Annotated in this window: 27 protein-coding genes and 1 tRNA gene; 9 read left to right on the top strand and 19 right to left on the bottom strand. The window is 69.6% G+C overall.

The window, feature by feature from the left end; all coding sequences use genetic code 11:
* Window positions 1-38: 38 nt before the first annotated feature.
* The 3 genes from ABZ815_RS38650 to ABZ815_RS38640 form a co-directional block, all read right to left on the bottom strand.
* The gene (locus ABZ815_RS38650) at window positions 39-1,541 is read right to left on the bottom strand and encodes a M28 family metallopeptidase (RefSeq protein ID WP_357706171.1); all 1,503 of its coding nucleotides are present in this window, start codon (window positions 1,539-1,541) and stop codon (window positions 39-41) included.
* Between the two features lie 122 nt (window positions 1,542-1,663).
* A complete protein-coding gene (locus ABZ815_RS38645; protein WP_357706170.1) occupies window positions 1,664-2,605 on the bottom strand; it encodes an ATP-dependent DNA ligase in 942 nt (313 codons plus the stop codon).
* Between the two features lie 33 nt (window positions 2,606-2,638).
* Window positions 2,639-3,475, bottom strand: a complete 837-nt coding sequence (locus tag ABZ815_RS38640) for a helix-turn-helix transcriptional regulator (protein ID WP_357706169.1) — start codon at window positions 3,473-3,475, stop codon at window positions 2,639-2,641.
* Between the two features lie 78 nt (window positions 3,476-3,553).
* Between ABZ815_RS38640 and ABZ815_RS38635 the strand changes: the two genes are divergently transcribed.
* From ABZ815_RS38635 to ABZ815_RS38625, 3 genes are read left to right on the top strand one after another with little or no spacing between them, the layout of a single operon-like run.
* Window positions 3,554-4,318 carry an SDR family oxidoreductase gene (locus ABZ815_RS38635; protein ID WP_357706168.1) on the top strand — a complete coding sequence of 255 codons (765 nt, stop codon included), beginning with the start codon at window positions 3,554-3,556 and terminating at the stop codon, window positions 4,316-4,318.
* A gap of 38 nt (window positions 4,319-4,356) precedes the next feature.
* Window positions 4,357-4,776, top strand: coding sequence for a CoA-binding protein (locus ABZ815_RS38630; protein ID WP_357706167.1), 420 nt, complete (start codon window positions 4,357-4,359; stop codon window positions 4,774-4,776).
* Window positions 4,777-4,812: 36 nt separating this feature from the next.
* Entirely contained in the window at window positions 4,813-5,094 is a 282-nt protein-coding gene (locus ABZ815_RS38625) for a hypothetical protein (RefSeq protein ID WP_357706166.1), read from the top strand.
* A gap of 13 nt (window positions 5,095-5,107) precedes the next feature.
* On the opposite strand, the gene ABZ815_RS38620 is transcribed toward ABZ815_RS38625, so the two are convergent.
* Window positions 5,108-5,590, bottom strand: a complete 483-nt coding sequence (locus ABZ815_RS38620; protein ID WP_357706165.1) for a hypothetical protein — start codon at window positions 5,588-5,590, stop codon at window positions 5,108-5,110.
* A 77-nt stretch (window positions 5,591-5,667) separates the two neighbouring features.
* The gene (locus tag ABZ815_RS38615; protein WP_357706164.1) at window positions 5,668-7,062 is read right to left on the bottom strand and encodes a cytosine permease; all 1,395 of its coding nucleotides are present in this window, start codon (window positions 7,060-7,062) and stop codon (window positions 5,668-5,670) included.
* Window positions 7,063-7,175: 113 nt separating this feature from the next.
* On the opposite strand from ABZ815_RS38615, the gene ABZ815_RS38610 reads away from it, so the two are divergent.
* The gene (locus ABZ815_RS38610) at window positions 7,176-8,579 is read left to right on the top strand and encodes an MFS transporter (RefSeq protein ID WP_357706163.1); all 1,404 of its coding nucleotides are present in this window, start codon (window positions 7,176-7,178) and stop codon (window positions 8,577-8,579) included.
* Window positions 8,580-8,587: 8 nt separating this feature from the next.
* Here ABZ815_RS38610 and ABZ815_RS38605 read toward each other — a convergent pair whose 3' ends face one another.
* A complete protein-coding gene (locus ABZ815_RS38605) occupies window positions 8,588-9,472 on the bottom strand; it encodes a cytochrome c oxidase assembly protein (protein ID WP_357706162.1) in 885 nt (294 codons plus the stop codon).
* A gap of 141 nt (window positions 9,473-9,613) precedes the next feature.
* Between ABZ815_RS38605 and ABZ815_RS38600 the strand changes: the two genes are divergently transcribed.
* Window positions 9,614-10,981: an ATP-binding protein gene (locus ABZ815_RS38600; protein WP_357706161.1), complete on the top strand. Its 1,368-nt coding sequence runs from the start codon at window positions 9,614-9,616 to the stop codon at window positions 10,979-10,981.
* A 39-nt stretch (window positions 10,982-11,020) separates the two neighbouring features.
* Window positions 11,021-11,374 carry a pyrophosphatase gene (locus ABZ815_RS38595; protein ID WP_357706160.1) on the top strand — a complete coding sequence of 118 codons (354 nt, stop codon included), beginning with the start codon at window positions 11,021-11,023 and terminating at the stop codon, window positions 11,372-11,374.
* Here ABZ815_RS38595 and ABZ815_RS38590 read toward each other — a convergent pair.
* Entirely contained in the window at window positions 11,367-13,193 is a 1,827-nt protein-coding gene (locus ABZ815_RS38590) for a bifunctional metallophosphatase/5'-nucleotidase (protein ID WP_357706159.1), read from the bottom strand. The two genes, ABZ815_RS38595 and ABZ815_RS38590, sit on opposite strands and share 8 nt — an antisense overlap.
* Window positions 13,194-13,300: 107 nt before the next feature.
* Between ABZ815_RS38590 and mshD the strand changes: the two genes are divergently transcribed.
* A complete protein-coding gene (mshD, locus tag ABZ815_RS38585; protein WP_357706158.1) occupies window positions 13,301-14,209 on the top strand; it encodes a mycothiol synthase in 909 nt (302 codons plus the stop codon).
* Between the two features lie 25 nt (window positions 14,210-14,234).
* On the opposite strand, the gene ABZ815_RS38580 is transcribed toward mshD, so the two are convergent.
* The 3 genes from ABZ815_RS38580 to dcd form a co-directional block, all read right to left on the bottom strand.
* Window positions 14,235-15,239: an inorganic phosphate transporter gene (locus tag ABZ815_RS38580; protein WP_357706157.1), complete on the bottom strand. Its 1,005-nt coding sequence runs from the start codon at window positions 15,237-15,239 to the stop codon at window positions 14,235-14,237.
* 5 nt (window positions 15,240-15,244) lie between these two features.
* The gene (locus ABZ815_RS38575) at window positions 15,245-15,862 is read right to left on the bottom strand and encodes a DUF47 family protein (RefSeq protein ID WP_106243913.1); all 618 of its coding nucleotides are present in this window, start codon (window positions 15,860-15,862) and stop codon (window positions 15,245-15,247) included.
* Window positions 15,863-16,098: 236 nt separating this feature from the next.
* Window positions 16,099-16,674, bottom strand: a complete 576-nt coding sequence (gene dcd / locus ABZ815_RS38570; RefSeq protein WP_357706156.1) for a dCTP deaminase — start codon at window positions 16,672-16,674, stop codon at window positions 16,099-16,101.
* Between the two features lie 100 nt (window positions 16,675-16,774).
* Here dcd and ABZ815_RS38565 point away from each other — a divergent pair.
* Window positions 16,775-16,848 (top strand) — tRNA-Gly (locus ABZ815_RS38565).
* A 111-nt stretch (window positions 16,849-16,959) separates the two neighbouring features.
* Here the strand turns inward: ABZ815_RS38565 and ABZ815_RS38560 are convergent.
* The 7 genes from ABZ815_RS38560 to ABZ815_RS38530 form a co-directional block, all read right to left on the bottom strand.
* Window positions 16,960-18,126 (bottom strand): tyrosine-type recombinase/integrase, encoded by a 1,167-nt coding sequence (locus ABZ815_RS38560; RefSeq protein WP_357706155.1) that lies wholly within the window; start codon window positions 18,124-18,126, stop codon window positions 16,960-16,962.
* A complete protein-coding gene (locus ABZ815_RS38555; RefSeq protein WP_357706154.1) occupies window positions 18,126-18,374 on the bottom strand; it encodes a helix-turn-helix domain-containing protein in 249 nt (82 codons plus the stop codon). Before ABZ815_RS38555 ends, ABZ815_RS38560 begins: the two co-directional genes overlap by 1 nt.
* On the bottom strand, window positions 18,371-19,981 hold the full coding sequence (locus ABZ815_RS38550; RefSeq protein ID WP_357706153.1) for a replication initiator: 1,611 nt from the start codon (window positions 19,979-19,981) through the stop codon (window positions 18,371-18,373). Before ABZ815_RS38550 ends, ABZ815_RS38555 begins: the two co-directional genes overlap by 4 nt.
* Window positions 19,978-21,387: an FtsK/SpoIIIE domain-containing protein gene (locus ABZ815_RS38545; RefSeq protein ID WP_357706152.1), complete on the bottom strand. Its 1,410-nt coding sequence runs from the start codon at window positions 21,385-21,387 to the stop codon at window positions 19,978-19,980. Before ABZ815_RS38545 ends, ABZ815_RS38550 begins: the two co-directional genes overlap by 4 nt.
* Window positions 21,388-21,471: 84 nt before the next feature.
* Window positions 21,472-21,786, bottom strand: coding sequence for a hypothetical protein (locus tag ABZ815_RS38540; protein ID WP_357706151.1), 315 nt, complete (start codon window positions 21,784-21,786; stop codon window positions 21,472-21,474).
* Window positions 21,783-22,049, bottom strand: a complete 267-nt coding sequence (locus ABZ815_RS38535) for a hypothetical protein (RefSeq protein ID WP_357706150.1) — start codon at window positions 22,047-22,049, stop codon at window positions 21,783-21,785. Before ABZ815_RS38535 ends, ABZ815_RS38540 begins: the two co-directional genes overlap by 4 nt.
* Window positions 22,049-22,474, bottom strand: coding sequence for a plasmid replication, integration and excision activator (locus ABZ815_RS38530; protein WP_357706149.1), 426 nt, complete (start codon window positions 22,472-22,474; stop codon window positions 22,049-22,051). Before ABZ815_RS38530 ends, ABZ815_RS38535 begins: the two co-directional genes overlap by 1 nt.
* 163 nt (window positions 22,475-22,637) lie before the next feature.
* On the opposite strand from ABZ815_RS38530, the gene ABZ815_RS38525 reads away from it, so the two are divergent.
* The gene (locus ABZ815_RS38525; protein WP_357706148.1) at window positions 22,638-23,030 is read left to right on the top strand and encodes a DUF6234 family protein; all 393 of its coding nucleotides are present in this window, start codon (window positions 22,638-22,640) and stop codon (window positions 23,028-23,030) included.
* Window positions 23,031-23,038: 8 nt separating this feature from the next.
* On the opposite strand, the gene ABZ815_RS38520 is transcribed toward ABZ815_RS38525, so the two are convergent.
* Together ABZ815_RS38520 and ABZ815_RS38515 are read right to left on the bottom strand one after the other, a co-directional pair.
* Window positions 23,039-23,731, bottom strand: coding sequence for a GntR family transcriptional regulator (locus tag ABZ815_RS38520; protein WP_357706147.1), 693 nt, complete (start codon window positions 23,729-23,731; stop codon window positions 23,039-23,041).
* Between the two features lie 288 nt (window positions 23,732-24,019).
* Window positions 24,020-24,301: a hypothetical protein gene (locus ABZ815_RS38515; RefSeq protein ID WP_357706146.1), complete on the bottom strand. Its 282-nt coding sequence runs from the start codon at window positions 24,299-24,301 to the stop codon at window positions 24,020-24,022.
* Window positions 24,302-24,634: the final 333 nt, after the last annotated feature.

Below are 24,634 nucleotides of genomic sequence, written 5' to 3'. Positions count from 1 at the left end.
TCCCGGGCGGGCGGCCCAGCCCGCCCGGGATCACCGGATCAGCTTGCCGACTGCGAGGTGACAGCGGCCTTGCTCTTCGCGGCGGCGGTCCGCGGCGGGATGCCCCTCAGGTTGAAGGCGAACCTGGCCGTGGAGTCGGCCACCGCGTCGGCGTCCACGTCGAGCGCGGTCGCGTTGATGTTGGTGAGCGTGTCGCACGCCTGGTGGTAGCAGGCGTCGTAGGGCTGTCCGGCGACGCCGCCGAACAGCGCGGCCTCCTCCGCCGTCTTGATGCCCTCGGCCCCGGTGAAGATCCCGCCCGCGGGGATGCCGACCGCGATGAACGGCCCGTAGTCGGAGCGTCCGTCGAAGTCGGTGCCCACGGTGGGCAGGTGGCGGGAGGTGTAGAAGTCGGCGAGCTGCCGCTCGATCTGCGCCGATCCGGGCGGGCCGGCCGGCGAGCCCTGGCCGTCGGAGTCGTCGCCGTCGTACAGCTTGTACGCGTAGTTGGGCGAGGCGACCATGTCGAAGTTCAGGTAGACCCTGATCTTGTCGCGCTGGGCCTGGGACAGCGACTCGACGTACTGGTCGGAGCCGAGCAGGCCGATCTCCTCGGCCGCCCAGAACGCGAAGCGCACCTTGTTCTTGACCGGGAACAGCGCCATCTCCTCGGCCACCTCAAGGATGGTCGCGCTGCCCGAGCCGTTGTCGTTGATGCCCGGCCCGACGGTCACGCTGTCGAGGTGCCCGCCGATCATGACGACGTTGCGCGGGTCGCCGAACCGGGACTCGGCGATCACGTTGTCGTTGGTGCCCAGGACGAGGTTGGCGTCGACCTTGAGCCGTACGGTCGGCGTGCCGGTGGCCAGCTCGTTGCCGACGGCGAAGTCGGCGAAGACCATGGGCACGTTCGCCCGCCACTCGCCGATGTCCAGCGGGAAGGCGTCGGTCCGGCCCGGCTGGCCCTCGTTGAACACGATGATCCCGGACGCGCCGGCCCGTCCCGCGTTACGGATCTTCTGGGCGAACGCGCAGGTGCCGCGCTGGATGAGCGCGATGCGCCCGGCGACGAACCCGGCGAAGTCCGACTCCTCGCAGCCGCTGGTCGAGGTGGGCGTCGGGGTCGGGGGCAGGATCAGGTCCACGCCCTGGACCTGCGCGGTCACGTCACCGGCGGGTGAGGGCTGGAAGGAGTAGAAGTCCTCGTTGGGCGCGTACGACTTGGCGTCCGGCGCGGTCCGGTTCAGCGTGGGCGGGCTGTTCTCGGTCCAGCTCTGGACGAAGTTGATCGGCTGGAGCGTGACCTTGTAACCGGCCTTGCGCAGCTTGCCCGCCACGTAGTCGCGGGAGGCGTTGTAGCCGGGCGTGCCGGCGGCGCGGGTGCCGCCGTTGGCGTTGGCGATGGATTGGAGCGCTTCCAGGTGTTTCCGCACGTTCTCGCCCTTGACCTGCTTCACCAGCAGTTTGGCGAAGACGTCGTCGAGCGGGCCCGCGCTCGCCGGTACCGCCATGGCGACGGGTAAGGCGAGAGCGGTGACCAACGCGATGATGATTCTGCGCATGCAGGCTCCCCTAGGAGTGAGATGCGGAGAAATCCCCCGAGCCGCAATGATTCGGAAAGTAACCCGCCGACGCACCCCTGAGAAGGTCTATCGGCCTACGCCAATGCGTCAATATCCGGACACTACGGTGACTCGGCTCGCCGGGCGCGGGCGCGACGCTTGCCCTCGTGCATCGCCTGGACGCGGGCCACCGGGATCGTGTGCCCCTCCGCGACCAGGTCGGCGGGCAGCTCACGCGGCTCCGGCATGAGCTCGGCCCACGGATCGCGGTCGCCGAGCAGCCCGGCCGCGTTGTGGATGGTGAAGTCGGCGGGCGCGACCCGGTCGAGCTCGTCCCACGCGACCGGGAACGACACCGGCACGCCCGGCCGCACCCGCGGGCTGTAGGCCGACACGACCGTCGCGCCACCGGCCCTGGTGGAGTCGACGAACACCTTGCCCGCGCGGTCCTCCCTGATGAACGCCGTCGTGGCCAGCGCCGGGTCGAGCCGCTCGGCGCGGGCGGCCAGGGCCCGGGTGGCGGCGGCCAGGTCGTCCACGGCCGTGCCCGGCGGGACGGGGACGAACACGTGCACCCCCTTGGCCCCGCTGGTCTTGACCGCGCCCGCCAGCCCGGCGTCGTCGAGCGCCTGGCGGACCAGGTGGGCGGCCCGTACGGCGAGCGGGAAGGAGTCGCTGCCCTCGGGTGGGTCGAGGTCGAGGATCATGTGGGTGGGACGGCCGTCCAGGAACAGCGCCGGGTGGTACTCGACGGCTCGCTGGTTGGCGAACCAGAGCAGGGTGCGCCGGTCGTCGCAGAGCGCGTAGGAGATCTGCCTGCGGGACGCCTCGGCCCAGACGGTGACCGTCCTGATCCAGGAAGGGGCGTATTTGGGCAGGTTCTTCTGCATGAACGGTTCCTGGCCGGGCCGCACCCGCAGCACCGACAGCGCCCGCCCGCGCAGCGCGGGGACGATGCGGCCGGCGACCGCGTCGAGATAGTCGACCAGGTCGCGCTTGGTGGCGCCCGACCCGTCGAACAGCGGCTGGTCGAGGTTGGTCAGAGCGACGTCATCGGCGGTCACCCGCCCCACGATGCCCACTGGCCCGCGCCCGGGTCAACCACGGCCGGGCCGGGCGAGTTCCCCTGAGGAGCCGATCTCCTGGCGTAGTCGGGCGACCGTGCGACCGGTCTCCGACTCCGGGTCGGCGGTGTACATGACGATCACCAGGTCGGGCTGGCCGGGCACGGCCAGGGTCTCGTACTCGAAGTCCAGCTCGCCCAGCTCGGGGTGGCGCAGGCGTTTGGTCCCGTACGTCTTCTCGGCGACCCCGTGCGCGGCCCACAGGCGGACGAAGTCGGGGGCGGCCGACAGCTCCGCGACCAGCCCGGCCAGCAGCGGGTCCTCGGGGTGACGGCCGGCGTACAGCCGTAGGTAGGCGACCGTCTCGGCGGCCACCTCGGGCCAGTCGCGGTAGAGGGTGCGCGTGTGCGGCGCCAGGAACACCTGGAGGAGCTGGTTGCGCCGGCCGTCCGGGACGCCGGCGAAGCCGCTGACGCGGTCGGCCAGCGCGTTCCAGGCCAGCACGTCCATCCGGGGCCCGAGGACGAAGGCGGGCATGCCGTCGGCCAGGTCCAGCAGCCTGTTCAGTCCGGGCCGCAGGACCGGCCGGCTGACGTGCCCGGCGGGGCGGAGCAGGTCGCGCAGGTGGGCGCGTTCGGTGTCGTCCATGCGCAGGACGCGGGCGACGGCGTCGAGCACGGAGTCGGAGACGTTCTGGACCCGTTCCTGCTCCAGGCGGATGTAGTAGTCGACGCTCACGCCCGCGAGCAGCGCGACCTCCTCGCGCCGCAGGCCGCTGACCCGCCGCCGACCCGACGCGGGCAGCCCGGCGTCCTCCGGCTGGATCCGGGCCCGACGAGAACGGAGAAACTGCCCCAAATCACCTTCCACCGCTTCAGGGTAGTACTGGCTTTACCAGGAAAAGCCGTGCGCTGGGTAAGTCCGTCCGGCTCGGCCAGGGTGAGAGCCATGACGAACTACGAGAACCTCTCGGGCCGCATCGCCGTCGTGACCGGGGCCGCCAGCGGCATGGGCGAGGCCACGGCCCGCCTCCTGGCCGCCAACGGCGTCAAGGTGGCCCTGCTCGCCCGCCGCGCCGACCGGCTGGCCGAGCTGGCGGCCAAGATCGACGCTGACGGCGGCACCGCGCTGCCCGTCACCGTGGACGTCACCGACGACGCGAGCGTGGCCGCCGCCGTGGAGGTCGTCCACACCGGGCTGGGCCGTCCCGATCTGGTCGTCAACGCCGCCGGCGTGATGCTGCCGAACCCCGTCGAGGACGGCCGCCTCGACGAGTGGACGCGCATGCTGGAGACCAACGTCACCGGCGTACTCCGCGTCACCGGCGCGTTCACGGCCGACCTGCTGGCCGCCGCCGACGCGGGCCGTACGGCCGACCTGGTGAACATCTCCTCGATCGGCGCGCACGTCACGTTCCCGAACTACGCCGTCTACGGCGCGACCAAGGCCGCGCTGACCCACCTGTCGGCCTCGCTGCGCCCGGAGTTCGGGCCGAGGGGCGTACGCGTGACCAACCTCGAACCCGGCCTGACCGCGACCGAGCTCGGCGACCACATCGACAACGCCGAGCTGGGCGCGCAGCTGGCCGGGATGTTCGAGGCGTTCACCCCGCTGACCGCCGAGGAGATCGCCGACCTGATCGGCTACGCGGTCAGCCGGGCCCGGCACGTCAACCTGCGCCAGATGGTCGTGCTGCCGACCGCCCAGGCATAACCGGGAAGCCCGCACGCGCCCGGCGTGTTGACACCGGCATGGACGATCGTTTCGCGGATCAGCGCGTGATCAGGCACCTGCTGCACGATGCGGGGACGTGGGTGTTCGTGGGGCTGAGCGACGCCCCGGGGCGCACGGCCTACGACCAGGCCCAGCGCATCCAGGCGCGCGGCAAGAAGATCATCCCGGTGCACCCCGGGGGCAGGCCGGTCCTGGGCGAGCCGGGCTACACGTCGCTGGCCGAGGTGCCGGTCAAGCCCGACGTGGTGGCGATCTACCGGCGTTCGGAGTTCGCCGGCCAGGTCGTGGACGAGGCCATCGCGGCCGGCGCGGGCGCGGTCTGGCTGCCCCTCGGCGTGATCGACGAGGCGGCCGCGCAGCGCGCCCTCGACGCCGGGCTCGACGTCGTGATGGACCGCTGCCCCGCGGTCGAGTGGGCGTTGCGCCGCAACCCCTGACCGCGAGGTACGGTGCGGTGAAAGGAGGGCGGATTCATGGAAGACGACCACATCACCACGATCGGCACCTGCTTCGCATGCAAGCGCACGTTCCCCTACACCGCGGCGAACGTCACCATGATGACCATCGACCCGGAGACCGGCCTGCCTCCGGACCGGACGGTGCTGGGCACCCGGCGCGAGCCGACGCCGGAGGCGCTGGCCCGGTCGGTGCCCGAGCCCGTCTGCCCCGACTGCCTGACCAGGGCCCGGGAGTTCAAGGACCGCATGAACTCCCCCGCGCCGTTCGAGACCTGGCGCCGGCCCGACCCGAACTGACCTCGCACCGGCCTCATCCGGCCGGCGACCGGATGCTCTCGGCGGACAGCGCCTGGTAGGCCAGGGCCAGCAGCGTGACCATCGCCGTGCCCGCGGCGGGCCCCACGACGAGCGCCGCCGACAGCTCGGCCGCGTGCCATTCCGCCGCCGTGATCGCCGCCGACGTCAGCACCGTGACGCCGAACGTGCCCGCCCACAGCGGCAGCAGCCGCAGGTAGGCGAACACCAGCGGGAACGCCGTCCACACGAACGGCACCGCCGCCACCGCCAGGACGGCCCAGCACGCGGTCACCAGCCCCAGCCACACCCGCCCGAGCACCGGCCGCGCCGGGCCGGCGAAGTGCGGCGGGGCGCCTTCGAGCAGCTGGCCGACGCCGTAGAGCACGCCGAGCAGCACGCCGCCGGCGGTCTCGGCCGACCGCCCCTCGCCCAGCACGTCCGTCAGGGCGGTCGCCAGCAGCGCCCAGAAGGTGCCGTGGACGGACCATCTGAGCAACCGCAATACGGAAGACAACCACGGAAAGTCCATAACTGCTCACCAACAGTAATGGAAGCTTCCCTGTCCTGAGAAGGTCAGCGGCGGCGCAGGGTGAGGACGAAGTAGAGCGCCCCCGCCACGACCAGCGCGATCACCACGCCGATGTTGGCCGCCCCGAACGTGCTGCTCCTCAGCTCGTCGCTCATCAGGAACCCGACGACCGCCGCGATGTGCTCGTCCGCGGACGTGATCAGGCCGACGCCCACGACCGAGGCCACCACCAGGGAGACCAGTCCGGCCGGGTTGAGCGCGGGCGCGCCCGGACGCAGCAGCCGTTCGTCGTAGGCCCGGCCGCCGTCCCGCAGCCGCCACATGTCCACCAGGAAGATCGCCACCCAGGCGGCCATCACGACGCCGATGATCGCCAGGAACGCCTGGAAGGTGCCGAAGAAGTTGTCCGAGACGAACAGCAGGTAGTAGCCGCCGAGCACCATGAGGGCGCCGTCGATCAGCACCGCCAGATGCCGCCTGACCGGCACGCCGAGCGCCAGCATCGACAGCCCGGACGAGTAGATGTCCATGATCGCCCCGGCCAGGAAGCCGCCGATGGCGGTCAGCAGGTACGGCAGCAGGAACCAGGTCGGCAGCGCCGCGGCCAGCGCGCCCACCGGGTCGCCGCCCGCCGCTTCTGCCAGCTTCGGGTCGCCGCCGGCCAGCAGCACGCCGAACACCAGCAGCACCATCGGCGGCAGCGCGCCGCCGAGCGTCGTCCACAGGGCCACGGACCTGGGCCGGGAACCGGCGGGCAGGTAGCGGGAGTAGTCGGCGCCGCAGTTGACCCAGCCCAGGCCGAGCAGCGTCATGGCCAGGATGACGCCGCCCAGCCAGCCGCCGGGGCCCGCCGTCGTCTCCAGCGAGGCGCCCAGCTTGGGGGCCATGAGGATCATGTAGACGACGGTCAGTACGACGAACGCGTACGTCAGGTATCGCTGGACGACCATGATCATGGCGTGGCCGTACACGCCGACGGCGATCACGACCAGCGCGGAGACGGCGAAGCAGCCGGCGGTGGCGGTCGTCTCGGGGATGCCGGGCGCCACGCGCCGCAGGATGGCCGCGCCGCTCTGCGCCGAGAGCGTGACGAGCACGATCTCCCAGCCCACGTTCGAGACGTACGACAGCAGCGCGGGCAGCTTGTTGCCCTGGTACCCGAAGGGCGCCCGGCCCAGCGTCATCGTCGGCACGCCGGACCGGCTGCCCGCGACGGCGACCAGGCCGACCAGCAGGAACGATAAGGCGTACCCGATGGCGCCGGTCACGACGGCGGGGATGACGCCGAGGCCCAGCCCGACCACGTACACCCCGAACGCCACCCCGAACAGGGACAGGTTCGCCCCCGCCCAGGGCCAGAAGAGATCGGACGGCTTACCGTGCCGCTCACCGTCGGGGACGGCGTTGATGCCGTTCCGCTCCACGGCCATCGTGTCCATGATCACTTGCTCCTTCACGTGGACCCGGCAAAGAAATCATTGTCCGCCATGGACGATATTTCCCACCCTGGGGGGAATCCTGATCGCGGCCGCTTTCCCGCAGAGAGGTCGCGATGCAGGCATCCGGTTCCGACACGCGCCGGCGGGCGCTGGGCGTGTGCCTGGTGGCGGCGTTCATGTCGGGCCTGGACGTGAGCATCGTCAACGTGGCCCTCCCCTCGATCCGCTCGGGCCTGCACGCCTCCGACGACGGGCTGCAGTGGACGCTGTCGGGCTACGCGCTCACGTTCGGCCTGCTGCTGGTCCCGGCCGGGCGGATGGGCGACGCCAGAAGCCGCAGGGCGCTGTTCATGTGGGGCGTGGTGCTGTTCACGGCGGCCAGCGCGGCCTGCGGGTTCGCCTGGAGCATGCCGGTGCTGATCGCGGCCAGGCTCGTGCAGGGCATGGCCGCCGGGACGCTGAACCCGCAGGTGTCCGGGCTGATCCAGCAGATGTTCCTGGGCCACGAACGCGGACGGGCCTTCGGCGCGCTCGGCGCGACCATCGGCGTGTCCACCGCCGCCGGGCCGCTGATCGGCGGCGCGCTGGTCACCGGGTTCGGGGCCGAGCAGGGCTGGCGGTGGGTGTTCCTGGTCAACCTGCCCATCGGGATCGCGCTGCTGCCGCTGGCCTGGAAGTGGCTGCCCGCGCCCGCCCCCGGGCCGGTGCGGACCGGGCGGCGGGAGAGCATGGACCCGGTCGGCGTGCTGCTGCTCGGCGTGGGCGTGGCGACCCTGCTGCTGCCGTTCATCCAGCAGCACCAGTGGAAGGGCGAGGCCAAGTGGCTGCTCGTGCCGGCCGCGCTGCTGGTGCTGGCCGGGTTCGTGCTCTGGGAACGGCTGTATCCCAGAGAGCCGCTGGTGAATCTGGCGCTGTTCTCCCGGCGCTCCTACAGCCTCGGGTCGGCCATCGCCCTGTTCTACTTCGCCGGGTTCACCGGGATCTTCTTCGCCTTCACCCTGTACCTGCAGAGCGGCGAGGGCTACAGCGCGCTGCTGGCCGGCCTGTCGATCACGCCGTTCGCGCTCGGGTCCGCCGGGTCGTCGGTGGTCGGCGGCAGGCTCGTCGGGCGGGCGGGCAGGAAGCTGGTCGCGGTGGGGCTCGGGACGGTGATCGCGGGCCTGCTGGGGACCATGGTGGCCACCCTGTTGGTGCCGGGGACCGGCGTGGGGGCGGCGACCGCGCTGCCGCTGCTGGTCGCGGGCATCGGCAGCGGCCTGGTGATCTCGCCCAACCAGGCGATCACGCTGTCGGAGGTGCCGCCCGAGGGCGGCGGCAGCGCCGCCGGGGTGCTGCAGACCGGCCAGCGGCTCGGCTCGGCGATCGGCATCGCGGCGGCGGGCTCGGCGTTCTTCGGCTCGCTGCCGCAGGGCTGGCCGACGGCCTTCCGGCACGGCCTGCTGGTGGTGCTGGGGTTCGTGCTCATGGCCCTGGCCGCCGCGCTCTACGACCTCCTCCGTTCCCGCGCCGCCCGCTGACCGGACGGCTACAGGTCGGCGGGGTCGGGTTCGTCCAGGTCGTCGCCGTACTCGGAGGGGGTGAGCGGGCCGCGCGCCCTCGCGGGCTCGCGGTCGGGGACGGCCCGCCGGACGGGCTCGGGCGTCCCCGGCACCCGGACGGTGAGCCCCGTGGCCGACGACTCGACCTCGACGTTCTCAGGAGCGCGCCGTCGCAGCCAGGACGTCGCCAGGGCCAGGGCGAGCAGCAGACCCGCCGCGTCGCCGCCGTGGTGAAGGATCTCCGCCGCGCCCCTGAGCTGGTCCGACGGCACCGGCAGACTCAGCCGGCCGGCGTCCATGATCCGGGACAGGGCCACGGGCACGGCGATCGACATCGCGAGCGCGGCCAGTCGTACGGGCATCGGCGGGCGGCGCGGCGCGGGGTCCGGCCCGGCGACGACCCAGGCGAACAGGCAACCGGCCGGCAGGAAGTACGCGTGCGCCAGCGGGGCGGGGACGAGCCCGTACAGGGGCGTGCAGTACAGGGCCGCCATGCCGCCGGCGCTGAGGGCCAGCGCCGTCCCCGGGTTGGCCAGCAGGTGCGCGGCGGGCCCGCGCAGCGCCCAGGTCACCCGGCGGGCTCGCGCGGCCGTCAGCGAACGCAGCAGCAGCGTCACCGGCGCCCCCATGACCAGGACCGGGGGCGCGAGCAGGCCGATCAGCACGTGTTGCAGCATGCGGCCGCGGAAGTCGGCCGCGGCCAGCGAGGCCACGGGATCGGTGAGCGCCACGGTCACCAGCGCGCAGCCGGTGACGAAGCTCGCGGTACGCCGGCGGCTCCACGTCGTCCGCCCGGCCAGCACCACGTACGTGACCAGCACGACGAGCGCCGGAGCGGCCCAGGCCGCGCTCAGATGGTGGTGGTGCGGCACAGATCGATCACCTTGCCCATGCGTCCACTATTCGATCGGGACGCCGGGCCGGCCCGGCGGGACACCCCTCTTTGCGGGCCGCTTACCGAATCTCGATCCGCCGTTTTCCCCGTCCGGGTCCCTATGGGTAGGTCTAAGGGGATGGCGACAAGGCTCTTTCCCCGCTCGATCCGGGGACGCCTGACCACACTCGCGACATTGGTGGCGGCGGTGGTCCTGGCCGTCATGGGCACGCTCGCCCTCACCCTCGGGCCGGACAACCTGCACGGGCTCGTGGAGACCCGGGTGGAGCTGGCCGTCCGCAGGGTCGCCAGCGAGGCGCGCGCCGGGCAACTCCCCCCGACACTGGAGGCCCCGGCCCGCGTGCAGCTCCTGCAGGTGATCGACGCCAACGGACACGTCCTCGCCACCAGCCCCGGGCTGCACCACGGCCAGCGGCTGTCGGGCATGCGGGTGGAGAAGCCGGAGACCCTCTACAGCGCCGAGAGCACGCTCACCGGCCTCAGGGACGAGAAGGAGGCCCAATACCTGATCATGGCGCTCCAGGTGCGCACCCCCGAAGGCGCACCGGTCACCGTGTACGGCGCCTCCTCGCTCAGCGACGTCAACCGGGCGCTGTCCTGGCTGAACGCCATGGTGTTCCTCGGCACGCCCCTGACCCTGGTGATCGTCGCCGGCATCACCTGGGTCGTGGTCGCCTCCGCGCTGCGCCCGGTGGAACGCATCCGCGCCGAGCTCGCCGAGATCACCGGGCGCGACCTCAGCAGGCGCGTCCCCGTCCCCGACACCGGCGACGAGATCACCGACCTGGCCGCCACCACCAACCACACCCTCGACCGCCTCGAACGCTCCGCCGAGACCCAGCGCCGCTTCGTCGCCGACGCCTCCCACGAGCTGCGCAGCCCCATCTCCGCCCTGCGCACCCAGCTGGAGGTCGCCAACTCCTACCCCGACGAGACCGACTGGCCCGCCACCGGCGCCCGCGCCCTGGCCGCCGCCGAACGCCTCACCGGGATCATCGACGAGCTGCTCCTGCTGGCCCGCCTGGACGCCGGCGCCATCCCCGACCGCCGCGTCGTCGACGTGTGCCGCCTGGCCGAGGAGCAGGTACGCCGCCGCGAGGGCGGCCGGATCCCCATCGTCGTGGACATGTGCGCCCAGGCCCCCGTGCTCGGCTCCCCCGTCCAGCTCGACCGGCTGCTGACCAACCTGCTGGACAACGCCACCCGGCACGCGGCCTCCCGGATCGACCTCAAGGTCTGGGTGGAGGGGGACGACGTCTGCGTCTCGGTCACCGACGACGGCGACGGCATCCCGCCGGCCGACCGCGAGCGCGTCTTCGAACGGTTCACCCGGCTTGAGGCCGCCCGCCGGAAGGAGAAGGGCGGCAGCGGGCTGGGCCTGCCGCTGTCGCGCGAGATCTGCGCCTCGCACGGCGGCACCCTCAAGGTCGCCGACCACGGGCCGGGCGCCCGTCTCATCGCCTGCCTGCCGCTGTACCGCGGCTGAGACCACCCCTCGGCGGAGGCGTCCGCCTAGACTCGGCGGATGGATCTGCGGCGGCTGGGCCGTGACGTCGAACGCGTCTCCGACCGCTACGCCGCGCTGCTCGGGATCGTCCGCGACGACGCCTGGTACCTGCTCAAGCTCCAGGAGGAGGTCGGCGAGCTGACCCAGGCGTACCTCATGCGCGCCGGTCAGGCGCGCACCAGGGGGATGACCCCGGAGGAGATCGACGCCGGCTTCCGCGCGGAGCTTGCCGACGTGCTGTGTCACGTGCTGCTCATGGCCCGCCACCACGGCGTGGACCTGGCGGCGGAGGTCGAGCGCAAGTGGCTGGTGCGGTTGCGGGAGGAGCCGGAGGCCCCGCGCGGCGGGACCCCCGGCCCGGGGATCACTTGACGAGCGTGATGCGGTCGGCCGCCGACGGGGTGATCGGCGAGTGCGCGGTCAGGTACGCCGTGAACGCGTCCAGGTCGATCGGCCCGCTCCAGGTGTCCGTGCTCTGCGTGAACACCGAGAAGCCGTCGCCGCCGCCCATCAGGAAGTTGTTCGCGGCGATCTTGATCGACTGGGTGTCGGTGACCGGCGTGCCGTTGAGCTTGACGTCCGACACGCGCGAGCCCACCGGCTTGGTGGTGTCGAAGGTGTAGGTCAGCGACGACGACACCTGCAACATCCGGTGGTTGATCGCGCCCGTCGTCGGGTTGGGCGTCCAGACCTGCTGCTCCAGCAGGGCCTTGAGCTGCGCGCCGGTGTACGTCCGCACCTGCACGAGGTTGCTGAACGGCTGGACGGCGAACGCCTCCCCGTAGGTGACGACGCCGTCGCCCTCCGACCCCGACTGCGCGTACGTCAGCGAGGTGCGGATGCCGCCCGGGTTCATCAGCGCGATCTCGGCGCCGCCCGCCTTGGCCGCCTCCAGCTGGGAGTCGGCGATGAGGTCGCCGAGAGGCGTCTCCGGCCGGGTGGTCGCGGCCGAGGTGTTGTTGACGACGTTGGTGACGTCACCGGTGATCGTGCCGATCTTGCGGTTGGCCACCTCGGCGCTGCGCGTCCGCCATGCCTGGACCTGCGCCTCGACCTGCGGGTCCGGCGTGACCGTACGGGCGACGACCTTGTTGTCCGCGGTGACCGAGGAGCGGATCACGTCCTTGGTGCGCTTGTCGACCCGCAGGTCGATCTGGGTCAGCACGCGGCCGAACGACGAGCCCTGCGTGTAGAAGCGGTCCTGGCCGGCCGGGTCCTTGGTCTTGCAGACGTACGCCTGGTGGGAGTGGCCGCTGATGACCAGGTCGATCTGCGGGTTCAGCTCCCGGGCGATGCGCGAGCCGGCGTTGGCGGTGTTCACCGAGCAGGCGTCCGGGCTCTGGTTCGGGGTGATCGAGTCACCCTCGTGCATGAGGACGACCTGCGCCTTGACGCCCCTGCTCGCCAGGTAGGCCGAGGCCCGGTTCGCCGCGGCGACCTCCTCGGTGAACCGCAGGCCCTTGATGCCCTCGGCGGTGACGATGGTCGGCGTGGTCGCCGTCACCAGGCCGATGAAGCCCACCTGCACGCCGTTGATCTTCTTGACGTAGAACGGCGGCAGGGCGTACCGGTCGCTGCCCTCCTTGAGGACGTTGGCGGCGAGGAAGTCGAAGTCCGTGCCCTTCCACTGGCCGGCGGGCGAGCAGCCGTCCACCGGGTGGCAGCCGCCGTTCATGAGACGCTGCAGCTCGGCGTACCCCTCGTCGAACTCGTGGTTGCCGGCCGCGGTCGCGCTGAGGCCGAGCGAGCCGAGCACCTCCAGGGTGGGCTCGTCGTGGTAGGCGGCCGAGATCAGCGGGGACGCGCCGATCAGGTCGCCCGCCGCCACGACCAGCGTGTTCTCGGTGCGCGCCTGCTTGACGTACGTCGCCAGGTACGACGCGCCGCCGGCGATCGAGTACTTGCCGCCCGCGAGCCCGGTCAGCGAGCCGTCGGCGTCGACCAGCGGCCCGTCCGGGTCGAGGACGCGGCTGGAGGAGCCGGACGGGGGTTCCAGGTTGCCGTGCAGGTCGTTGATGCTCAGCAGGCGGACCGGGACGGTCGGCCCGCCGTTTCCGTGACCGTTTCCGTGTCCGTTTCCGTGGCCGGCCGAGCCGCTGGTCGCGGCGACCGCGGGCGCCATGGCCAGGGCGATCCCGGCCGCGGTGGCGACACCGGCCGTGCACAGCCGGAGGAGGGTGCGTGACGTCATGACAGGGACGTTACGACGTCTCCCTATGCAACGAATGTCGCAAAGGTAACGATTGACTGGGACAGCCAATGGCATTGTTCGCCATTGGTACGCCTAGAGTTCCTTGTGTGGGTGCGGACGTGAAGATCTGTGAACGACTCGACGACGAAGAGGTCTCCCAGGTTCTCGGCATCGTCGAGGCGGCGACCGAGGCGGACGGTGTCCGTCCGCTCAACGAGCACGTGATGCTCCATCTCCGCTACGGCGGCGACCCCCGTGCCCGCTCGCTGCTGCTGCACAGCGGCGACGGCACGCCCGTGGCCTACGCGCACGTCGACCCGACCGACGAGGTCGAGGGACCGAACGCGGAACTGGTCGTCCATCCCGCCCACCGGCGTCAGGGACACGGCACGCGGCTGCTGCGGGCCGTACTGGAGCTGGCCGGCGGCACGGTGCGGCTGTGGGCGCACGGCGACCACGCGGGCGCCGGTGCGCTGGCCGCGTCGTTCGGCTTCGAGCGCGTGCGCTCGCTGTGGCAGATGCGCCGCTCGCTGTTCGCCCCGCTGTCGCCCTACACGCTTCCTGAAGGCGTGGAACTGCGCACGTTCGTCCCTGGACAGGACGAGCAGGCGTGGCTCACGGTGAACGCCGCCGCCTTCGCCCACCACCCCGAGCAGGGCGCCTGGACGCTCGACGACCTGCTCCGGCGCGAGCACGAGCCCTGGTTCGACCCCGAGGGCTTCTTCCTGGCCATGCGCGGCGACCGGCTCGCCGGCTTCCACTGGACCAAGATCCACGGCTCGTCCGAGCACGGGCACGAGCCGCTCGGCGAGGTCTACGTCGTGGGCGTCGACCCCTCCCAGCAGGGCACCGGCCTGGGCCGGGCACTCACCCTGGCCGGCCTGACCCACCTGCGCTCGCGCGGCCTCGCCCAGGCGATGCTCTACGTGGACGAGGCCAACACGGCGGCGATCAGGCTGTACGAGTCCCTGGGCTTCGCCCGCTGGGACGTGGACGTGATGTACGCGGGCGGATAGCCCCGCCCGCGCGGGCGGGCCGCCCCTACTCCACCATCAGGTGGAGCACCGCGTAGGCCAGCGACGCCACGAGGGCCGCCGCCGGGATGGTGAGCACCCAGGCGGTCACGATGTTGCCGGCCACGCCCCACCGCACGGCGCTCAGCCGCTTGGTCGCGCCGACGCCCATGATCGCCGTGGTGATGGTGTGGGTGGTGGAGATCGGCGCGCCGAACCCGATCGCGGCACCGTACAGGACGGTGGCCGCGGCCGACTCGGCGGCGAACCCCTGGGGCGGGTCGAGCGCGATGATCCGCCGGCCGAGCGTGCGCATGATGCGCCAGCCACCGGCGTACGTGCCGAGCGAGATCGCACCGGCGGCGCTCAGGATGACCCACTGCGGGATCCCCTCGCCGGGGCTGGCGTACCCGCCGACCGTCAGCGCGAGGAAGATGACGCCCATCGTCTTCTGCGCGTCCTGCAGGCCGTGCCCGAGCGCCATGGCGGCGGCCGAGACGGTCTGCGCGTAGCGGAAGCCGCGGTTGGTCCTGCCCGGCTGGCTGTTGCGGAAGATCCAGTAAATTGCGATCATGATCAACGCGGCCAGGCTGAACCCGATCAGCGGCGACAGGATCATCGGGATGACGACCTTCTCGACGACGCCGTCCCAGTGCACCACGCTGGCCGAGGCCAGCGCGGAGCCCACCAGACCGCCGATCAGCGCGTGGCTGGAGGAGGAGGGCAGCCCGAAGTACCAGGTGATCAGGTTCCAGGCGATCGCGCCGATGAGCGCCGCGGCCACGACGACCAGACCGTGCGGACCGTTGGGAGCGTCGATGATCCCTTTTCCGACTGTCTGGGCGACCTGAGTGCCCAGGTGCGCGCCGATGAAGTTCATCGCCGCGGCCATGAACAGTGCGGCCCTGGGAGTGAGCGCCCGGGTCGAGACGGAGGTCGCGATGGCGTTCGCCGCGTCGTGGAACCCGTTGGTGTAGTCGAAGGCCAGGGAGATGACGACCACGCCGATGACGAGGGCGAGCGTGAGGTCCACTGGGCCTAGCTTTCCTTGACCGCGATCGACTCGACGGTGTTGGCCACGTGCTCGAAGGCGTCGGCGGCCTCCTCCAGGGCGTCGACGACCTCCTTCATCTTCATGACGGTGAGGGCGTCGTACTCGCCGCTGAACAGCTTGGCCAGCAGCCTGCGGTAGACCTGGTCACCCTGGTTCTCCAGGCGGTTGACCTCGATCCAGTACTCGTTGAGGTTCTTCATGGAACGCAGCCGGGGCATCGCCTCGGCGGTCAGCTCGGCGGCACGTTCCAGGACCTCGACCTGCCGGACCACGTCTTTGGGGAGGTGGTCGATCTGGTAGAGGACGATGAGGTCGGAGGCGGCCTCCATGGCGTCCATCACGTCGTCGAGGTTGGAGGCGAGGCGGTAGATGTCCTCACGGTCGAACGGAGTGATGAAGCTCTCGTTGAGCCGGTTCATGATCGCATGGGTGCGTTCGTCACCGGCGTGCTCGCAGGCGCGCATCTTCTCGGCCAGGGCTTCCCTGTCCGATCCGTCACTGATGATCTCGACCAGCAGACGGGATGCCGTGACCAGGTTGTTCGCCGAGTCGGCGAACAGGTCGTAGTAGCTGTCCTCACGTGGCGTGAGACGCAGGCGCACGTCGTTCTCCAGATGTGCGGGGATGGTCCGTGGAAGAGGGTACGGGTTACCAGGCGAAATGCGAACTTCATGTTTTCTTCGCCTTCTGGCTACCCTGCGTATGTTGTGCGACACCGGGGTCCGGAGTAGTTTGGCCGCTTTTTGCAGGGAAATCTGGCCGCCGACATGGCCTGTTGGCGGGTGCACGAAGGGCTGATCCCGCCACGGCGTTTCCTAAATGTTCACCTGTTGTTCACTCAAATCTTCGTCCGATGGAAGTTCCGGAACGACCGGGACGGCGTGGGGCCCCGCTGACCTTGATAGCGGGACTCGTACTTGGCCGACCCGTACGGGTGCTCGGCGGGCGAGCTGAGCCGGAACACGCACAACTGCCCGATCTTCATCCCGGGCCACAGCTTGATGGGCAACGTCGCCACGTTGGACAGCTCCAGGGTGACGTGCCCGCTGAACCCCGGATCGATGAAGCCGGCGGTCGAGTGCGTCAGCAGGCCGAGCCGTCCGAGCGAACTCTTCCCCTCCAGCCGTGAGGCCAGATCGTCGGGAAGCGAGATCACTTCGTAGGTGGAGGCCAGGACGAACTCCCCCGGATGCAGGATGAACGGCTCGTCACCGGACGGCTCGACCATCCGCGTGAGATCCGGCTGCTCGATGGAGGGGTCGATATGAGGGTACTTGTGGTTTTCGAAGACACGGAAGTAGCGGTCGAGCCGTACGTCGATGCTGGACGGCTGGATCATGTCCTGCTGGAAGGGGTCCAGGGCGAGCCGGCCGGAGTCGATCTCAGCAAGGATGTCACGGTCAGATAGCAACACGGTGAGCCAACTTACCGTCCCGGCCGGAAAAGGTGGGGCGTTGGGTTTGCTGTTGGGGGGCAAGTTTCCGCTACAGTGGGGGACGCGCACTTCGGTTCGTGCGGGTGTAGTTCAATGGCAGAACATCAGCTTCCCAAGCTGACAGCGCGGGTTCGATTCCCGTCACCCGCTCCACATAGTGAGGCCCAGGTCAGGACATGAATCCGAACCCGGGCCTTTGATCTTGTCAGGGCTTGTACTCGTCGGCGTGCCAGATTCGTGCCAGAACGATTGATCTTGCTGTTCTCAGCCGACCGGCGTGAGCGTGGAAACGTCGCCGTCGTCTGCTTCGCCCTTCGGCTTGAGGCCTTCCTTGACGATCTCTCCAAGGGCGTCGGCGATCACCCGGTCCCGATCCTTGGCCGCGTGCAGATAGATCACCGCAGCCTTGGTGCTGCTGTGCCCCATGCGCGTCATCAACTCCTTGAGGGACGCTCCCGTCATGGCGGCCAGGGTGTTGCCGGTGTGACGGAGATCATGAATGTGAATTGCCGGAAGACCGGCCTGCTTGATCGCCTTGGCCCAGATCTTGGAGAAGTTGCTGCGGCGAAGCTGGGCCCCTTGCTCACCCACGAAGACCAGGCCGTCAGGTTTCTCCTCGCTGAATCGCTGAAGGTGCCACTTCAGGTCACCCATGACGACCTCCGGCAGCGTGACGACGCGGACGCCGGCATCGGTCTTGGGCCGCCCTGTGACGAGTTCTCCGGTCCTCATCTCGGAGACCGACGCCTCGATCCGGACCGTCCGGGCCTCCAGGTCAACGTTGTGCCGCCGGAGCGCAGCCAGTTCGCCCCAGCGCATACTGCCGAAGGTGGCGAGCAGCACCAGGGCGCGGAAGCGAGGAGGCACGGCAGCCGCCAGGGCGAAGACCTCCGGCACCGTGAGAACCGGCCGTTCCTCCGGGCGCTCCACACCGGCGTTCTTGATCCGGCAGGGATTCTTCTTGATCAGCTCATCCTCGACGGCGGTGTTGAGGATGCCTCGCAGCAGCCGGTACGCCTTGGCAACAGTGGATGCCCCTGGACCGTCCTGCGTGAGCTTGGTGTGCCACTGCCGAACGCGGCGAGAGCTGATCTCGACGAGCAACTTCTCACCCATGGTCGGGTTGATGTGGAGCCGGAGAAGACCCTCGTAGAGCTGGGCTGTCTTGGGACGCAGGGTCCTCTCGGCCATCCAGGTGGCCGCGTACTCCCGGAAGGGGATCTTCCCGGCATCTGGATCGTTCCAATCTTGCTTGTGAATCTCTGTCTCTTTCTGCGACAGCCAGACCTCGGCGTCCGTCTTGCTTGCGAAGGTCTGGGGTGCGGTGTACTCCCGGTCGTCGGGTCCGGTGTAGCGCGCCTGGAAGCGCCCGGACGGGAGCTTTCGCACTGCCCCGAACCGTCGGCGGTGACCCTTGTTGTTGCCGCCCATCAGGCAGCCCTCCTCTTGCGAGTGGTGATCGGTGGGACGACACCGGCCCGGATGAACTCTTCAAGGGCCGATTCGGGGATGCGTACCTTCCGTCCGACACGAACGAAGGTGATCCGGCGCTCATCGATCAGTCGCCGGGGGAACCTCGGGGAGGTGTTGAGCCGGGCCGCGACCTCCTCGACGGTCAACAGCCGGCCTTTCGTGACGTCCTGCGGAGGTACCGCCTTTGCATCCCTGGCTGGAGTCAAGCCGCCCTCCCTTCAGTTGCCGAAAGATTCTGGTCTTCGAGTTGCCGCAGGTGAGCTCGCCAGCGTTGGCGATCTCGGATGAAGCGGAGGAGGCGGGTGGCCAGGGGTGGCACGTTGGCGTCTCCGGCCGGGACGGGTCGCCAGACGTAGCGGTGTGGGTCGGGTGTCTCGTCGGGTTGGCCGAGGGCTTCCAGGACCCAGATGCGGCGGTCCTGCTTGTGTTCGGCCAGGGTCTTGTTCGACCACTTGCGGGAGACCAGGACGCGGCGGCCCGCGTAGCCGAGGTGGTCGGGCTTGTGGGCCTTGCCATGGCAGCGGCCGGGGAGCATCCCACGTTTGGCGTTCTTGGGTTGGATGCCGTAGCGCAGCCAGTTGGCGCAGGTGGGTGCGCAGGGTTCGGTGCGTAGGGCCTCGATGAGGCGGGTGGCGTGCTCGCGGCGGGCCGGGTTGTCGGCGGTGGCGTCGAGGGGGTCGGCCAGGCTCTTGGTCAGGTACTTGGTGAGGTAGCCCAGCCACTTGCCCGCGGCGGGTGTGCCCGCCAGGACGCTTTGGATGTTGTGCTGCTGGCCGAAGCGGACCATGTGTAGGGGCTTGGCGTCCTCGTCGGTGTCGAGCTGGTCGAGGGCTTGGTCCCAGGTGGGTAGGACTTCGCCGGTGGCGGGGTCGAGGTAGCCGGCCCCGTCCTGCCAGATGGGCAGGTGATCGCCGTCGAAGCGGACTTCGTCGGCCGGTGGCCACCACACCTGGTGATAGGTCGCGGCGATGATCTGCTTGAGTTCGGCGCGGGGCAGCGTCCCCCGGATGGCGATGTGCAGGTGCGGAGCGAGACGCTGCTGTGGTTCGACCGTGCCGAAGTACTGCACGTCATAGCCTGCCACCCGGCGCAGGTTCTGCACGAACCGGTCCACCAGCTTGGAGAAGTGCAGCGCGTCCCGAGCAGCCCGCGCGTAGTCGTAGGTGTCCGGATCGACCGGCACCCCGTCACGAACCTTGCCGTACGAGGGCAAGGTGAGCGTTACGAACAGCGAGGGCCGGTAGACCTTGCCGTCCGGGGTTGCGAAGGTGCGGCCAAGGGTGGTGTCGGCCATCTTGCGCTTGGGCAGGTCCGGCGCGTCCTGCCGTCGCCGGGTCGAGCGGGTGCGCTTCGGGGCGTTCCGGCCGAGAACGCTGCCCCGCATCCCGGCCGCGTTGATCTCCTCGTCCAGACCGGCGATGGCGGCATCCCAGTCGGCGGTGTCCTCGCCAAGCTGTTCGGCCTCCTCACGCCGGGCCTGGAGATCGGCGCGGAACTCGACCAGCCACCGCTGATCGTCGGTCGGCTCGTCGGGGGTGATGGCGGGTTCGTGGTCGAGGTGCCAGCCTTCCCGGCACTGGGCGATGCGGAGTTGCCGGTTGCGCTTGGCGCACGGCGGGCACTTGGCCTCCAGCGTGGAGCCGCACGGGACGTCGATGATCTCCCACTGTCCGGTGTGGGTGTCGAGCCGCTTGAGCGGGACCGGCCGGATGCACACGCCGTGGAGCTTGGCGACCTCTTCCACGACATCGCGGGCCAGTGGCATCGCCATTCGGATCGTTCGGGGTAGTGCGCGGTCGTGCGGGTTGGTCATGCAGCCTCCTCTCGCTCGGTGAACAGGGCGACCATGTGGCGGATGTCGGCGTCGGAGACGTAGGCGGCGCGGACGCGGATCGGTTCGGGTGAGGTCTCCAGTCGCATGTAGGCGACGCCGGCCCCTTGTTCGGGGATGGGTGAGATGTGGTCGGCGAGTGCGCCCCGGTCGCGTGCGCCGTCGCCGAGGACCATGTCCACCTGTTCGGACTCGTCCAAGCGGAGCGCGATCTTGTCAGGGAACAGGTTGCGGATGTTCATGACCTCCTTGCGTGGGTCTTGAAGGGCGGCCATGACGCCGATGCCGACTGAGCGGCCTTGTGTTGCCAGGGTGGCCAGGGCGGCGGAGATGCGTTGCCGGAGATGCTTGTCGGGCTGGTAGGCGGTCAGGAACGCCACCTCGTCGACGAGCACCAGGACGAACGGGTCCTCGATCGTCGGCGTATGGGACCGCTGAAGCCCGGCGAAGCGGACCGCACGCTTCTGCATGACGGCGACGGCCTCGTCCAGCAGGTCGGCGCAGTCGGACGGGTCGGCGGCGTACCGGCCTTGGAACAGTTCCCGGCCGTAGGACAGTTCCATCAGTTTGGGGTCGAGCGCCCAGACTTCGGCCAGGCCCGCCCGCATCGCCGGAAGCAAGCCGCGGATCGTGTCCCACAGGAACGAGCCTTTGCCTGCCCCGGTCGCGCCCGCGATCAGGACGTGGGTGCCGTGGACCTTGAGCCGCAGCGGTCGGCCGTCCTCCTGTTTGCCGATCTCGACCGGTCCGACAGATGGTTCGTTCGGGATGGGAAGGGCGGGCATCGGCGCGGCCAGTGGATCGCTGCGCGGGAACGTCAGCAGCAACCGGCCGCCCTTGACGAGCGCGACCCGGCACGAGGTGGTGCCGAAGCCTTGGGCGAGGTTGTCGATGCGGTCGGACCAGTCCTTGACCGCCTGACCGGCGAGCATCCGCACGGTGACGCGGTCGGCCCAGCCGTCGCAGGTGACGCGCATCAGGCGCGGCACGTAGACGCGGCCGTTGACGCGCGTGGCCAGACCGGAGACATCCATGATGCCTTGCCAGTGTCGGCGATAGACCGCCATCAGCCGCCACCACGCCAGCAGCCGGAAGCCGACGAACCGGGCGAAGGAGACGGACTCGGTGAAGGCCCAGGAGAACAGGGACAGGACGACGAAACCGAGGAGGGATCCCGCAGCGGGCCAGCCGTAGAGGTGGCAGACGACGCCGAGGACGACAGGGACAGCGACGGCGACCGGGTGCCGCCACGTCGCGCGGACGAGGGCCGATAGGAAGCGCCAGATGTAGATGATGAAGGTGATGATGGCGGGTGTCTTGACGACGGCCGTGTCGGGCGTGGTGGAGACGAGGTTGCGCGCCTCGTCGCCAGGCAGCCGCTTGAACATAAGCTGGGAACCTCTCGTGATGTGGAGTCAGGGGAGAACCGAGGGGCCGCCGGAAGTTGCCGCTTCCAGCGGCCCCGCCTCATGTCAGGTCGCCGGGTGGGTGGCGTCCTTGTCGGCCTGTTCGGAGTGCAACTGTTCGCAGTCGGCCAGGTAGCGGGCAGCGGCGGTGAAGATCTCGCGGGCAGTGCTCAGGTCGGCGTCGGTGACCGGCCCGGCTCCGGTGGTGGAGATGTGCACGTTCGCCTCGGGCGAGGCGAAGTCCAGGTACGGGCGCGGGTTGCTGAGCAGCAGCCCGGCACGGGCCTTCAGACGCGAGGTGTGGAACGAGACACCGACATGCGGTGCCGAGTCGGTGTCCATGGACAAGGTGACGTAGGTGTAGGGCTTGCGCTCGCTCATGCCGCCACCCCCTTGCCGTCGGGCAGGCCGTAGAAGCTGCGCTCGATGGAGCGGGCGAAGCGGTTGGCCGCGTGGGCGAGCTGGCGGGCGAACTCCAGGTCTTCGACGGTCACGGGTCCGTTGGTAGTGACCAGGACGGAGGTGGCGCCGAAGTCGAGCGCCAGGACGGGCTCACGGCGGGCGAACGGGTGGTTCATGGTGCGGGCGGCGTGCCCGGTGGTCAGCCGGATCACGCTGTTGCGCGGGGTACGGCGTCGGGTCATCAGGCGGCGTCCTTTCCGGCCGAAGCCTTGTTCTGAGCGGGCTGGGCGCTCTGGCGAGGCGCGTACATCTCGCGAACCTTGATCGAGTAGGCGAGGCGGCCGGCGGCGTTGACGTACGGCGTGATGGCGATGCCGTTGAACTCGACCGGCGTGAACGGCAGCCCCGGCATGGGTTGCGGGGGCACCGGCTGGACCGGTGCGAGGATCTTGACCGCGACCGTCTTCTGGGCGGGCTTGAGGGTCGGGTCACCGTCCATGACCGCGACCTGCCAGACCAGCTCTGCGGTCTGCTTGTCGCGGGCCTGCACGAACCGGCCGTTGGACGAGGCGTCGAAGTCCTTGACGGGCTCGACCTCGCCGACGATGTAGCAGCCGTGTGGGAAGACCATGGCGAAGGTGACGGGGATGGGGCCTTGCAGAGCCATAAGGCTGTTCCTCTCTTGACTGACAGGCACTTGACCTATCAAGTGATGCTCTGAGATTACGTAGCCCAAACTTGCTAGGTCAAGTGTCTAAGAGAAATTTAGGCGCGGAATCGTGAATCCTCTGTGCTTTATTCATGCCAAATTGGACGAAATAGTCACAATTGTGGAGACCGCAGAAACGGAGCCCGGCACCATCAGTGGCATCGCCCTCGGACTGTTAGTGCTCATCTGGTTTTTCGGGGTACCGCTCTGCCTCATGCAGGCGTTTGAGGCCGGTCTGGCGTTTCGCGAAGTCGATCAGGCCAGCGTGAACGCTTGGTTGACCGCAGCCGCATGGATCTTCGCTGCGGCACCGGTTCTCGCCACGGGAATCTGCCTGTTCACTGACAGGCACGTAGGTGCATGGATCTTCGGCGTCATCGCAGCAGCATGCGTGATCTTCGTCCTGGGATCCGTACAGGCCCGTCAGGCGAAGCTGCACCCCGTACCGTCTCCCTCGCCGTCCAACCATTGCATGGAGCGCAGCGGTGGAGGCAATGACTGCCCAGGCGGGTAAGAGTCACCTCAGGCGATCGGGTAGGCGTCTTCCAGCTCGTGCCGGTCGGCGGGAAGCAAGACTTCCACGACGGTGAGAGGCCGGCCAGAGGCGTCGCGGACCGCGCCGAAGACCGCCAGGAGCGGCTGATTCTTCGGCATCACGAGCTGCTTGGCCTCCCCGGCCGACGGCATGCGAGCGGTGATCTGCTCCACGATGTGATCGAAGCGGACGCCCTTACGCGCCTGGAGGTGTTCCCGCAAGCCCTGTCTCAGCGGTTCTCCGCTGGTGAGGTCCGTTCCTTCGGAAAGCTCCAACGGCAGCCAGAGTGACACCAGTTCGGTCGGCTCGCCATCACGCGTGATCAGACGCCGCCGTACGAAGGTCTTGCTCTTGGGCTGGAGGTCGAGCAGAGCGCTGATCCGGTTCGGTGCGGTCACCGCGCCCACTTCGACGACCTCGCCCGCGGAGTCGGTCTCCGGCTTGGTCAGGTACGCCTGCCCTGGCCGCTTCTGCTCCACGGAGGCCATCGCCGGACGACCGCGTACGAAGCGGCCCTTGCCCTGCTGGGACTCGATCCACCCCTGCTCGCGCAGCACCCGCAGGGCGGCGACCACGGTAGGACGGGAGACGCTGAACTCCTGGATGAGCTGGTTCTCGCTCGGCAGGAGCGCACCAGGCGGGTACTCTCCCGACTCGATGCGCCTCTGGAAAGTCTGCACAAGCTGCGCATACTTAGGCGGCACGGACTCTAGCGACATCATGACCGTCCAACAGCCGACAGGTTGTTTTACCAAGTTTGAGCGTAACTGGCTTGCCGCCGACTGTCCACGTGGTTCGCCGAAGCGGGAGCCGTACATGAAGAACCGGCAGGCAGTGCAGCGACCGGGCTGGGAAGGGTGCCGCGGGGGACGCCACTGCAACTGCCTGCCGGGGAAGGCACGGCGAGACCGGACGATGACCCTCACCCCCCTTCGGAAGGGATCACCTCTGCCTCGCCGTGCCCGTCATCACCTGGCGACGTACTCAGCCAGGACGTTCGCCGCCCCCTCCGGATCGCTGGTCGGATGCCGCTTCTCGGCGTTCTGCCAGGAGTAATAGGCGCCGCCATACCCGACGAACACCCACACCGGCAGCCCTCCCTCCGGCCTCTGCACCAAAAGCGCGCTGTTGTTGTCGCGCAGTTCGGCGTTGACGCCACGACTCACGAGCCGGTCGCGCAGCCGGATCAAGGCGTTCACCTCGTCCTGCTGCCCGAGGTCGGTCATGGCCGCCTGCATGACTGAGTTCATCTCCCGCTCCTTTCGCCCTGGCCGTCGCCGAGGCAGTCGAGACACTTGCGTTCCTCGCTCCGTTCCACCTCATCCCCACCGGCATCGATCAGGAGAGAGCGGCGCGAGCTCTTGAGCTTGCAACCGCGTCCTCGACACGCACGGCAGGGCCTTGCCTCGCTGTTCTCGTCTGGCCGGGTCACCGTCGCCATCTCCTTGCGAGTCGTTCCGGTACTCCCTGCGGCGGGAGTCCGCTTCACTTAGAGCCTGCTGACGAAGGGCTTTGGTGTTCCGCGGGGAGGGTCAGGAGAGCGCCGGGGTGTGGTCATGAGTGGGTAGTTGACCCGTAAGCAG

The organism is Nonomuraea sp. NPDC047529 (genome assembly GCF_040642995.1).
Classification (GTDB): Bacteria; Actinomycetota; Actinomycetes; order Streptosporangiales; family Streptosporangiaceae; genus Nonomuraea.
This window is presented reverse-complemented; position numbering and strand designations above follow the sequence as displayed.